This window comes from Micromonospora endolithica, from assembly GCF_003626595.1.
Lineage (GTDB): Bacteria > Actinomycetota > Actinomycetes > Mycobacteriales > Micromonosporaceae > Micromonospora > Micromonospora endolithica.
In genome coordinates this window covers 99,453-112,492 of sequence record NZ_RBAK01000006.1, presented here as the reverse complement: position 1 = coordinate 112,492, position 13,040 = coordinate 99,453, and the positions used below count along the sequence as shown (strand labels likewise).

Below are 13,040 nucleotides of genomic sequence, written 5' to 3'. Positions count from 1 at the left end.
CCGGCCGGAAGCTTCCGGCGACAGCCCGGCTTACTTCTTGTTCTCGTGCGCAAACTTTTGCTTGACACGAACGAAACATCACACGTATGAAGATAGATGCTTGGGTATGAGTTCGCAATCCTCGACGTACGGCGACTTCCGGGCTGGTCGCTCATCGGCAGTGATGCCGGGCCGAGGGGGCGGCAGAGTCGACCGCGCTCCGTGACGGCGACTCGATGTTAGCGCAAACATCGACACATGCCGAAGCTGTTGCCACCTCGAACCGCCGCCGACCACGGAATGAACACGGCTTTCGGTCACGCTGTGTGACTTCGTGCGGCGGTGCACCGCTCCGGCGGGGCGGCCCGCGGTGGTGCACCCCCGTTGCTCCGCCGAACTAGGAGACGGCATGCGTCGCAACACACTGATCATCGGCTTGCTCGCGGGTCTGCTGCTCGCGCTCGGGCTCGTCCACCCGGCATCGGCGGCTCCCGCCTTCCGCGCCCTGCTGTTCACCAAGACCGCCGGCTACCGGCACGACTCCATCCCCGCCGGGATCTCGATGTTCCAGCAGCAGGCGGCGGCCGACAACTTCGAACTGGTGCACAGCGAGGACTCGAACGTCTTCACCCCGGCCAACCTCGCCACCTTCGACGTCCTCGTCATGTTCCAGACCTCCGGCATGGTGTGGACCTCGGCGGCCCAACGCCAGGCGGTGGAGGGATTCCTCGCCAGCGGCAAGGGCATCGTCGCCATCCACAACGCGACCGACATGGGCATCGAGGCCGAGTACCCGTGGTGGGACCAGACCGTGAACGCCGGCGCGCACATGCCGGAGCACTCCCCCGGCGTGCTGCCCGGAACCGCCATCGTCGCCGACAAGAAACACCCGTCGACGGCCGGCCTGCCGGACCGCTGGAACCGCAGTGAGGAGTGGTACAACTTCGACCGCAACCCCCGCGGCGACGTCCACGTCCTGGTGACCGCCGACGAGCGGACCTACAACCCGGGCTCCCGGGCAATGGGTCCGGACCATCCGATCTCCTGGTGCCGCAACGTCTCCGGCGGACGGGTCTGGGCCACCGCCATGGGCCACGCCATCGCGTCGTACAGCGAGGCGAACTTCCGCAACCACGTCCTGGGCGGCGTCAAGTGGGCGGCCGGCAACGAGCCCGGCGACTGCGGCGGCACCGTCTGGGGCAACTTCGAGAAGCGCGCCCTGGACGACAACACCGTCGACCCGATGGCGCTGTCCGTGCTTCCGGACGGTCGGGTGATGTACGTCCAGCGGGGCGGGCAGGTCAAGATCTTCAAGCCCGCCACGAACAGCACCGTCACCGCCGGCACGCTCAGCGTCTACACCGGCGGCGAGGACGGCCTCACCGGACTGGCCCTGGACCCGAGCTTCGCCAGCAACGGATACGTGTACCTGTACCACTCCCCGGCCAGCAGCAGCACCGACATCAACCGGGTCTCCCGGTACACCCTCAGCGGGGACACGCTGAACATGTCCAGCGGGGTGACCGTCATCGACATCCCGGCCTACCGTGACCGGACGTTCCCCGAGCCCGGCCACACCGGCGGCTACCTGGAGTTCGGTCCCGACGGCAACCTCTACATCGGCACCGGCGACGACACCCCGCCGAACCTCGACCCCAACTGGCAGGGCTACGCCCCGCTGGACTGGCGGTCCGGCAAGGCCAACCTGGACGCCGCCCGCACCGCCGGCAACACCAACGACCTGCGCGGCAAGCTGCTGCGGATCCGGCCCTCCGCCGGCGGCGGCTACACCATTCCCGCGGGCAACCTGTATCCACAGGGCACGGCGCAGACCCGCCCGGAGGTCTACGCGATGGGCTTCCGCAACCCCTTCCGCTTCTCCATCGACCCCGCCAACGGCTGGGTCTACCTGGCCGACTACGGACCGGACCGGAACCCCCCGACCACCAACCGCGGGCCCGAGGGGCTCGTCGAGCTGAACGTGATCAAGTCGGCGGGCAACTACGGGTGGCCGTTCTGCCACGGCGACAACCAGCCGTACGCGCCGTACAACCCGGACACCGGCGTCGTCGGCGCCAAGTTCAACTGCGCCGCGCCGGTGAACAACTCGCCCAACAACACCGGCCTGACCAGCCTGCGGCCGGTCGTCGCACCCAACATGTGGTACGGCTACGGCACCTCGCCGACCTTCCCCGAACTCGGCTCCGGTGGCTCCGGGCCGATGGGTGGGCCGGTCTACCGGTACGACCCGGCGAACCCGTCAGCGACCAAGTTCCCGCCCTACTACGACGGCGTCCACTTCTTCTACGAGTGGTCCCGCAGCTACATCAAAGAGGTGCACGTCGACTCGGCCACGGCGGTGACCCGCACCAACCCGTTCCTGCCGACGTCGCGGTTCAACAAGCCGATGGACCTGGAGTTCGGCAAGGACGGCTCGCTCTACCTGCTGGAGTGGGGCACCAACTTCGGCGGCGGCAACAGCGACTCCGGGCTCTACCGGATCGATTACATCCAGGGCGGACGCTCGCCGATCGCCAAGGCCACCGGCACCCCCACCAGCGGTAACGCGCCGCTCAACGTCCAGTTCAGCAGCGCCGGGACGGTCGACCCCGATCCCGGCAACACGCTCAGCTACCTGTGGACCTTCGGTGACGGCACCACCTCGACCGCGGCCAATCCGGCGAAGGTCTACACCACCAACGGCAACTACACGGCGCAGCTGAAGGTCACCGACAACACCGGCAAGACCGGCTTCGCCAACGTCCAGATCACCGTCGGCAACACCGCCCCGGTGGTCACCATCACCACTCCGGCCAACGGCGGCATGCTCACCTTCGGCGACCGGGTGCCCTACCAGATCAGCGTCACCGACCCGGGCGGCGCGCCGGTCGACTGCGCCAAGGTGTTCCTCAACCCGGCGCTCGGCCACGACGACCACGCACACGAAACCACCGAGTACCCCGGCTGCTCGGGCACCATCTCCACCGATCTGCTCGGCGGTCACCCCGACGGCGCCAACCTGTTCTACGTGCTGAACGCGCGCTACACCGACAACGGCGGCGCGGGCGGCGCGGCCCCGCTCACCGGCTACGGACAGGTGATCCTCCAGCCCAAGCACAAGCAGGCCGAGTACTACAGCAGCCAGTCCGGCACCCGGGTCGTCGACCAGGCCGGCGCGGAGAGCACCAAGCGGGTCGGCGACATCTCCAACAACGACTGGGTGGCCTTCAACCCGATGAGCCTGTCGGGCATCACCACCGTCAGTTACCGCCTGTCGTCGCCGTCCGGCGGCGGCACGATCGAGCTACGCGCCGACTCACCGACCGGAACCCTGCTGGCCACCACACCGGTGCCGAGCACCGGCGGCTGGGACAACTACCAGTCGACGCCGCCGGTCAACGTCGCCGCCCTGGCCGGCAGCCACCCGCTCTACCTGGTCTTCAAGGGCAGCGCGAACAACTGGTTCGATCTCGACTCGCACACCTTCGGCGGTCCCGGCGTCGGCACTCCCACCACCACCGGCGTGGCGGGACGGACGTGGACGCTCACCGCGCAACACAGCAACAAGCTGATGGACGTCAGCGGGGTCTCCACCGCCGACGGCGCACAGATCAACCAGTGGGCGGCCACCGGCGGGAACAACCAGAAGTGGCAGGCCGTCGACGCCGGTGGCGGCGCGGTCTACCTGAAGGCGGTGCACAGCGGCAAGTGCGCCGAGGTGATCGGCGGCTCGACCACGCCGGGCGCCTTCCTCCAGCAGGCCACCTGTAACAACAGCAACCAGCAGAAGTTCACCGCCACGGCGACCGGAACCTCCGGGGTGTACACGGTGCGGAGCGTGCCCAGTGGGCTCTGCGTGGACGTCAACGGCGCCGCCACCGCCGACGGTGCCCGGCTGTTGCAGTGGAACTGCCACGGGGCCGCCAACCAGCAGTGGCGGTTCAGCCCGGCGTGACCGACCCCGCCCGTCCTCGCGGGCGGTGCGGGTAGGTGGCCCGATTCGTCGATGTGCCCCGGCGGCGCGGCGAGCACGTCGACAGGTGGCCTCCGACCGGTCGCACGACCGGTCGGGGGCCACCTCCCCCCACAGGCGGCAAACCGTCGCCACGGCACCGGCGCTTCGGCGCCGACCTGGCATCAGCAGTCAGGAAGGAACAAACCCCAGCATGTCTGTACTCGACACGATGTTCGGCCGGCGACTCTCGTCAGCCGGCTCCGCGCTGCTCATGGTGGCCGCGGCCGGTGCGGTCGTCCTCGCCGGCAGCTCCACACCCGCGGCAGCCGCCATCAACGCGGCGGACTATCAGCAGGTCACCCTGGCCAAGGGCCTCGCCGAGATGGGTGAGCCGATGAGCATCGCGGTGCTGCCCGACCGATCGGTGCTGCACACCGCCCGCAACGGCACGCTGCGGCGTACCGACGCGGCCGGCAACACCGCCGTGATCGGCACCCTTCCGGTCTACGCGCACGACGAGGACGGGCTCCAGGGGGTCGGGGTGGACCCGAACTTCCCCTCCAACCGGCAGATCTACCTCTACTACGCGCCGACGCTGAACACTCCCGGCGGGGACGCACCGGGCACCGGCACGAACTGGTCCGCCTGGCAGGGCGTCAACCGGCTCTCCCGGTTCACCCTCAACTCCGACTGGAGCCTGAACCGGGCCAGCGAGGTGGCCGTTCTGGACGTGGCGGCCGATCGCGGCCAGTGCTGCCACGCCGGTGGCGACATCGACTTCGACGCCGCCGGCAACCTCTACCTGTCCACCGGCGACGACACCAACCCGTTCGAATCGGCCGGATACTCCCCGATCGACGAGCGGACCAACCGCAACCCGGCGTACGACGCGCAGCGGTCCGCGGCCAACACCAACGACCTGCGCGGCAAGATCCTGCGGATCAAGGTCAACGCGAACGGGTCGTACTCGATCCCGGCCGGCAACATGTTCGCTCCCGGCACAGCGCGGACCCGGCCGGAGATCTACGCGATGGGCTTCCGCAACCCGTTCCGGATGAGCGTCGACAAGGCCACCGGAGTCGTGTACGTCGGTGACTACGGCCCGGACGCCGGCGTCACCGGCAACCGGGGTCCGAGTGGCCAGGTCGAGTTCAACCGGGTCACCGGGCCCGGCTTCTACGGCTGGCCGTACTGCACCGGCACGAACACCGCCAACGAGACCTACGCGGAGTGGGACTTCAACAGCAACTCCGCCGGCGGCAAGTACAACTGCACCGGCGGCCCGACGAACAACTCGTTCCGCAACACCGGCCTGTCGACCCTGCCGGGGGCCAAACCGGCCTGGATCAGGTACGCCGGCGACGCCGGCAGCCCGGCCGAGTTCGGCGGCGGCTCCGAATCGCCGATGGCCGGCCCGGTCTACCGGTACGACCCGAACAACCCCTCCACCACCAAGTTCCCGCAGTCGCTCAACGGGCAGTTCTTCGCCGGGGAGTTCGGTCGTGGCTGGATCAAGCCGATCCAGATCAACGCCGACGGTTCCCGGGGCGCCATCGACACCTTCCCCTGGGTCGGCAAGCAGGTCATGGACATGGCCTTCGGCCCGGACGGCGCGCTGTACGTGCTCGACTACGGCACCGGCTTCTACAACGGCGACGCCAACTCGGCGCTCTACCGCTTCGACTACGTCGGTCCCGCCGGCAACCGCGCGCCGACCGCCGCGGCCACCGCCGACAAGACCTCCGGCCAGGCGCCGCTGACGGTGAACTTCTCGTCGGCCGGATCGTCGGACCCGGAGGGCGGGGCGCTGACCTACTCGTGGAACTTCGGCGACGGCACCAGCTCGACGGCGGCGAACCCGAGCAAGACGTACGGCACGAACGGCACCTACAACGTGACGCTCACCGTCCGGGATCCGCAGGGCGCGACCGGCACCGCCAGCGTGCAGGTCGGTGTCGGCAACACCGCCCCGACGGTGACCATCACCAGCCCGATCGACGGCACCCTCTTCTCCTACGGCGACACGGTGCCGTACACCATCACGGTCAGCGACCCGGAGGACCAGACGATCGACTGCGCCCGGGTCAAGCTGACCTACGTGCTCGGCCACGACCAGCACGGTCACTCGATCACCTCGAAGAACGGCTGCTCCGGCTCGATCACCATCCCGGTCGACGGTGAACACGACGACGCGGCGAACATCTTCGGCGTCTTCGACGCCGAGTACACCGACAACGGCGGGCTGACCACCCACAAGCAGCACACCCTCCAGCCCCGCAAGCGCCAGGCCGAGCACTACAGGACCTCCTCCGGCGTGGCGACCTTCAGTAAGACCACCGCCGAAGGCGGCACCACGGTCGGCAACATCGAGAACGGCGACTGGATCGCGTTCACGCCGTACCGGCTCGACAACGCCACCTCCTTCACCGGCCGCGTCTCGTCCGCCGGCTCCGGCGGCACCCTCCAGGTGCGGGCGGGCTCCCCCACCGGCACCGTGCTCGGCTCGGCGACCGTGCCGAACACCGGTAGCTGGGAAACCTTCACCACCGTCACCGGCAACCTCGCCGGCGCGCCGGCGGGCACCACCACGCTCTACCTGACCTTCGCCGGCGGCACCGGGTTCCTCTACGACCTCGACGCGTTCACCGTCAACACCGGCACCTCGGCGAGCCGCACCGGGCGGGTCGTGGGGCTCGGCGGCAAGTGCCTGGACGTGCCGAACAGCTCGACCGCCGACGGCACCCAGATCGCGATCTGGACCTGCAACAACGGCGCCAACCAGCAGTGGACCGTCACCCCCGGCAGCACCATCAAGGCACTCAACAAGTGCCTCGACGTCAACGGCGGCGCCTCCGCCGACGGCACCAGGATCCAACTCTGGACCTGCACCGGCGGAGCCGCCCAGAACTGGTCGGCCCAGCCCGACGGATCCCTCCGCAACCCGCAGACCGGCAAATGCCTCGACATCTCCAACAACAGCGCCACCGACGGCCAGGCCGTCCACCTGTGGACCTGCCACGGCGGCGCCAACCAGAAATGGACCCTGCCCTGACCCGGTAGGAACGTCGCCCCCTGCCGGCGTCCGAGGCCCGGCAGGGGGCCGCTCCCCCAGCTCATCCCGTTCCATGAGAGGGCGACAATGCGAAGACTCATCAGATCCACTCTCGGCGCGGCCACCACCGTCCTGGCCGTTCTCGCCTTGACCACCCCCGCCACCCCGGCCAGCGCCGCCGACGCGCCGTACGACGTGCTGGTCTTCTCCAAGACCGCCGGCTTCCGGCACGACGCCATCCCGGCGGGCATCCAGGCCATCCGGGACCTCGGCGCGGCGAACAGCTTCACCGTCACCGCCACCGAGGACGCCGGCCAGTTCACCACCACCAACCTCGCCCGATTCGAGGCGGTGATCTTCCTCAACACCACCGGTGACGTGCTCAACAGCAGCCAGCAGACCGCCTTCGAGTCGTACGTCAACGGCGGTGGCGGTTACGTCGGCGTCCACTCCGCCTCCGACACCGAGTACGACTGGCCCTTCTACGGCAACCTGGTGGGTGCGTACTTCTCCTCGCACCCGGCTATCCAGCAGGCCACCGTGAAGGTGGAGAACCGGGCCCACCCGGGCACCGCGCATCTCCCGCAGAACTGGACCCGCACCGACGAGTGGTACAACTTCCGGTCCAATCCCCGCTCGACGGCCCGGGTGCTGGCCACCCTGGACGAGTCGTCGTACTCCGGCGGGTCGATGGGCGGTGACCATCCGATCACCTGGTGCAAGACGGTCAGCGGCGGCCGGTCGTTCTACACCGCCGGTGGGCACACCCAGGCGTCGTACGCCGAGCCGGCGTTCCGGGCGCATCTGCTCGGCGGCATCCGTTACGCGGCCGGCCGCGCCCGGGCCGACTGCCGGCCGGAGACCGGCTACACCCCCCTCTACAACGGCTCGACCACCGGGTGGTCCCAGGCCGGGCCGGGCGGCTTCACCAACTCCGACGCCACCCTCACCTCGTTCGGTGGCATGGGCATGCACTGGTACAGCGCGAAGCAGTTCGCCCCCAGCTACTCGCTCAAGCTGGACTGGAAGATCCAAGGCGACCACAACTCCGGGGTGATCGTCGGCTTCCCCGCGACGACCGACCCCAACGCGGCTTTGAACACCGGCTACGAGGTGCAGATCGACGCCACCGACGCGGTGGACCGCACCACCGGCTCGATCTACGCCGTCAAGGCCCCGGACACCGCGGCCCGGGACGCCGCGCTCAACCCACCGGGCGAGTGGAACACCTTCGAACTGCTGGTCGAGGGGGAACGCCTCCAGGTCTTCCTCAACGGGGTCAGGATCAACGACTTCACCAACACCGATCCGAACCGGCAGCTCGACGGCTACATCGGCATCCAGAACCACGGTACGGGCGACGAGGTCCAGTACCGCAACATCCGGATCAAGGAGCTGGGGGGCACCACCCCGCCGCCGAGCGGTGACGTCACGGTGCAGGCGGAGTCGTACACCTCGGGCAGCGGGGTCAGCCGGTTCGCCAAGGCCGCCGCGGTCGGCGGGCAGGTCGTCGGCAACATCGAGAACGGCGACTGGGTCGGCTACCAGGGCCTCAGCCTCACCGGGGCGACCTCGCTGCGGGCGCGGGTCGCCTCCGCCGGTTCCGGCGGCACCCTCCAGGTCCGCAGCGGTTCTGCCACCGGTCAGCTCCTCGGTCAGGTCGCGGTGCCGGTGACCGGCGGCTGGGAGACCTTCACCTCCGTGACCGCCAGCCTCTCCGGGGTGCCGTCGGGCACGCAGCCGCTCTATCTGAGCTTCGCCGGTGGCGGCGGCTTCCTCTACGACGTCGACGAGTTCACCCTGGTCAAGTCCGGTACCCCGCCGCCGACGGGTGCCGGCCGGATCGTCGGGCTGGGCGGCAAGTGCCTGGACGTGCGGAGCGGCTCGTCGGCCGACGGCACCCAGATCCAGATCTGGACCTGCAACAACGGCGCCAACCAGCAGTGGACCGTCACCCCCGGCAGCACCATCAAGGCACTCAACAAGTGCCTCGACGTCAACGGCGGCGCCTCCGCCGACGGCACCAGGATCCAACTCTGGACCTGCACCGGCGGAGCCGCCCAGAACTGGTCGGCCCAGCCCGACGGATCCCTCCGCAACCCGCAGACCGGCAAATGCCTCGACATCTCCAACAACAGCGCCACCGACGGCCAGGCCGTCCACCTGTGGACCTGCCACGGCGGCGCCAACCAGAAATGGACCCTGCCCTGACCCGGTAGAACCCGCGCATCCCCCCGCCGTCACGGATACGGCGGGGGGACCGCGTTGGTCTGGGTTCACGCGGCCGAGCGGCGAACGGAACGGGGGCGCGCTACCCGGGCGGGGGCGCGGCGAGCAGCCCGGCCGCGGCCAGCGCGTCCCAGAGGTCGTCCGGCACCACGGCCGCCGACCGGCGCACGGCCTCGGCCGCCTGAGATCCGTCGCGTACACCGACGACCGTCGAGACCACCGCCGGGTGCCGGCGGACGAAGGCGAGAGCCGCCTGCGGCAGGGTGACGCCGTACGTCTCGCAGACGGCCGCGATCCGCCGCGCCCGCTCGATCAGCTCACCCGGGGCCCGCTGGTAGTCGTAGCGCGCGTCGGCCGGTGGCCGGTCCCGCGACAGCAGCCCGGAGTTGTAGACGCCCGCGATCACCACGGCCACCCCGCGGCTCTCGGCGGCGGGCAGCAGGTCTGCGGCGGCGTCCTGGTCGAGCAGGGTGTACCGCCCGGCACACATCACCACGTCGATGTCGGCCTCCCGCACGAACCGGGCCAGCATCGCCGACTGGTTCATCCCGGCCCCGATGGCGCCCACCACGCCCTGGTCGCGCAACTCGACCAGGGCCGGCACCGCCTCGGACGCGGCCTGCTCCCAGTGGTCGTCGGGGTCGTGCAGATAGACGACGTCGATCCGGTCGAGGCCGGTGCGGTCCAGGCTGGCCTCCAGGGAGCGGCGGACGCCGCCCCGGCTGAAGTCCCACACCCGCCGGTGGCTCGCCGGAACGTCGAACCCGTCGGGGTCGCGCAGGTGCGCGTCCTCCGGCGACGGCACCAGGAGCCGTCCGACCTTGGTCGACACCACGTATTCGTCGCGCGGCCGGTGCCGCAGCGCGGCGCCGAGCCGTCGCTCGGACAGCCCGAGTCCGTAGTGCGGCGCGGTGTCGTAGTACCGGATGCCCGCCTCCCACGCGGTGTCGACGGCGGCGGCGAAATCCTCGTCGGTGGTCGCCCGGTACAGGTTGCCGCCCTGGGACGCGCCGAGGCCCAGCTCGGTGAGGCGTACCGCCGGGCGGCGCGGCAACGCCCGCGCGCTCACACCGCCCCCAGCCGGTAGACGCGCCGCGCCGTGTCCCGCCAGACCGACGCGCGGCCGGGTGCGTCCAGGTCACCCAGCAACTCCGCCACGACCTCGACCCATCGGGCGTACGCGGTGGCGAGCAGGCACACCGGCCAGTCCGAGCCGAACATCAGCCGGTCCGGCCCGAACGCGTGCAGTGCGTGGTCCACGGCCGGCCGGAGGTCCTCCGGCGTGCAGGGCAGCCGCCGCACCTCGGTCGCCAGGCCGGAGATCTTCGCCGTCGTGTTGGGCGGGGCGGCCAGCGTCCGCAGGTCCCGGGCCCAGTCCGCCAGATCCGGGCGGCCCAGCGCGGGTTTGCCCAGATGATCGAGGACGAACCGCACGTCGGGCAGGTCGTGTGCCAGGCGCGCGGCCATGGCCAGTTGGTGCTGGCGGACCAGCAGGTCGAAGACCAGGCCGGCGGCTCCCACCGCCGCGATCCCCCGCCGGACGTCGGCACGGTCCAGGTACGCCGGGTCGGCCTCGCCCTGCACCAGGTGGCGGATGCCGACGAGCCGGTCTCCACCCGGCGCCGCCCGCAGCCCGGCGATCCGCTCGGCGACGTCGTCGGCGGTCAGGTCCACCCAGCCGACGACGCCACGGACGAGGGCGTTGTCGGCCGCGACGCCGAGCAGGTCCACCGTCTCCGCCGTCGAGGCGATGGACTGCACCACGACGGTCCCGGTGACCCCGGCGGCCCCGGCCAGCGGGGCGAGGTCGACGGCCTCGAAGTCGGCGTCGATGGCCGCCATGGTGACCGGGTCGATCCACGGCTGCGGGTGCCGGGCCCGAACCCAGAGGTGGTGGTGCGCGTCGATGATCCCGGCTCGTCCGGGTCCGGGCTGGCCGGTCATCGGCCTAGCCAGCCGCCGTCGACGGGCAGCACGACCCCGTTGACGTAGTCCGACGCCGCCGACGCCAGGAACACCGTGGCACCGCCGAGATCCTCGGCGCGGCCCCACCGACCCGCCGGGATCCGGGCGAGGATGGCCTGGTCACGGTCGGGATCCTCGCGCAGCGCGCGGGTGTTGTCGGTGGCGATGTAGCCGGGAGCGATCGCGTTGACGTTCACCCCGTGGCTCGCCCACTCGTTCGCCAGTGCCTTGGTCAGCCCGGCCACGCCCGACTTCGACGCGGCATAGCCGGGAACGGTGATGCCGCCCTGGAAACTCAGCAGCGACGCGGTGAAAATGATCTTCCCTCGGCCGCGCTCGACCATCGTCCGGCCGACCTCGCGACTGAGCACGAACTGGCTGCTCAGGTTCACCTCGATCACGTGGTCCCACATCTCGTCCGGGTGCTCGGCGGCCGGGGTACGGGCGATCGTGCCACCGTTGTTCACCAGGACGTCGATCGGCCCCCACTCGTTGACCGTCTCGGCCAGCCGACGTACCGCCGCCCGGTCGGCGAGATCGGCCCGCAGCGCGGTGAACCGACGCCCGGCCGCACGGACCCGGCGTTCCACCTCGCTGCCGGTCGCCTCCAACCGCGCGGAGACGCCGATGATGTCGGCGCCGGCCACCGCCAGAGCCTCGGCCATCGCCAGCCCGATACCCCGCCGGGCGCCGGTCACCACCGCGACCCGACCGGACAGGTCGAAGGGTCCGCTCACCGCGCCTCCTCCCGCAGATCCACCAGCACCTTCATCACCCCGCCGGACTCCAACGCCTCGAACGCCGCGCCCACCGCCTCGACCGGCTCCACCCGGGAGATGAGCCGCCGCACCGGGATCGCGCCGGAGGCGACCAGCCGGATCGCCTCGACCATGTCGTCGCGCTGGTAGAGCCGGGTGCCCAGCAGCTCCAACTCACGCCAGAAGAACCGGTGCAGATCGACCGGACGGGGCTGCGGGTGGATCGCCACCAACACCAACCGGCCACGCGTGGTCAACACGTCGACCGCCGTACCGACCCCGGCGGCCGAACCGGAGACCTCGAACGCGACATCGGCACCGGCACCCCCGGTCCGGTCGTTCACCAGCGCCACCACATCCGACGCCGTCGGGTCGACGGCGTCGATCCCCAGCTCGCCGGCGACCGCGCGACGGACCGGGTCCGGCTCGACGAGGAGCACCCGCGCACCCTGGCGCGCGGCGACGACGGCGATGAGCACCCCCACCGGGCCGCCGCCGACCACCACCACCTGCTGGTCGGCGGAGACGTTCGCCCGCCGTACGTCGTGCACCGCGACCGCGACCGGCTCCACCAGCGCCGCATGGTCCAACGGCAGCTCCTCGGGCAGCGGCAGGACCAGTTCCGCCGGCACGTTCCAGAAGGACTGCATGGCACCGGGTGAGTCGATGCCGAGGAAGTCCATGGCGTGACAGATGTGCGAGTGCCCCCGCCGGCAGGCCGGGCAACGGCCGCACGACCGGGTCGGCATCACCGTCACCGCCCGGCCCACGGACCAACCGGTGACCCCCTCGCCGACGGCCGCGATCCGGCCGGACATCTCGTGCCCGATGATCGCCGGGGCGCCGACCCGGGCATCCATGTCACCGTGGAAGATGTGCAGGTCGGTGCCGCAGATTCCGGTGTAGGCCACCGCGATCCGCACCTGGCCGCGGCCCGGCGGTTGCGCGTCGCGTTCCTCGATCCCGAGGTGCCGCGCACCCCGGTAGAGCACTGCCTTCATCGCTCCTCCGTCTCGACGGTCGGTACACCGGTCGTACCGACCGGACATGACCGCACGCGCACCGCCCGCGGTCGGCGGGTGCCGGACCCGGTGGAACCGGA

At 70.6% G+C, this 13,040-nt stretch carries 7 protein-coding genes; 3 read left to right on the top strand and 4 right to left on the bottom strand.

The features are described from left to right. Window positions 1-388 precede the first annotated feature (388 nt). The 3 genes from D7223_RS16930 (at window position 389) to D7223_RS16920 (ending at window position 9,197) form a co-directional block, all read left to right on the top strand. Window positions 389-3,934 (top strand): ThuA domain-containing protein, encoded by a 3,546-nt coding sequence (locus tag D7223_RS16930; protein WP_120729371.1) that lies wholly within the window; start codon window positions 389-391, stop codon window positions 3,932-3,934. A 211-nt stretch (window positions 3,935-4,145) separates the two neighbouring features. Further along, on the top strand, window positions 4,146-6,986 hold the full coding sequence (locus tag D7223_RS16925) for a PQQ-dependent sugar dehydrogenase (RefSeq protein ID WP_120729370.1): 2,841 nt from the start codon (window positions 4,146-4,148) through the stop codon (window positions 6,984-6,986). Window positions 6,987-7,073: 87 nt separating this feature from the next. Further along, entirely contained in the window at window positions 7,074-9,197 is a 2,124-nt protein-coding gene (locus D7223_RS16920; protein WP_120729369.1) for a ThuA domain-containing protein, read from the top strand. A 100-nt stretch (window positions 9,198-9,297) separates the two neighbouring features. On the opposite strand, the gene D7223_RS16915 is transcribed toward D7223_RS16920, so the two are convergent. The 4 genes from D7223_RS16915 to D7223_RS16900 are packed head-to-tail and all read right to left on the bottom strand — an operon-like array spanning window position 9,298 to window position 12,939. Continuing rightward, window positions 9,298-10,284, bottom strand: a complete 987-nt coding sequence (locus D7223_RS16915) for an aldo/keto reductase (protein WP_120729368.1) — start codon at window positions 10,282-10,284, stop codon at window positions 9,298-9,300. Beyond that, on the bottom strand, window positions 10,281-11,159 hold the full coding sequence (locus D7223_RS16910; RefSeq protein ID WP_120729367.1) for an amidohydrolase family protein: 879 nt from the start codon (window positions 11,157-11,159) through the stop codon (window positions 10,281-10,283). The genes D7223_RS16915 and D7223_RS16910 overlap by 4 nt, the downstream gene beginning before the upstream one ends. After that, window positions 11,156-11,917: a 2-dehydro-3-deoxy-D-gluconate 5-dehydrogenase KduD gene (gene kduD, locus D7223_RS16905; RefSeq protein ID WP_120729366.1), complete on the bottom strand. Its 762-nt coding sequence runs from the start codon at window positions 11,915-11,917 to the stop codon at window positions 11,156-11,158. Before kduD ends, D7223_RS16910 begins: the two co-directional genes overlap by 4 nt. Then, window positions 11,914-12,939: a zinc-dependent alcohol dehydrogenase gene (locus tag D7223_RS16900; RefSeq protein WP_120729365.1), complete on the bottom strand. Its 1,026-nt coding sequence runs from the start codon at window positions 12,937-12,939 to the stop codon at window positions 11,914-11,916. Before D7223_RS16900 ends, kduD begins: the two co-directional genes overlap by 4 nt. Window positions 12,940-13,040: the final 101 nt, after the last annotated feature.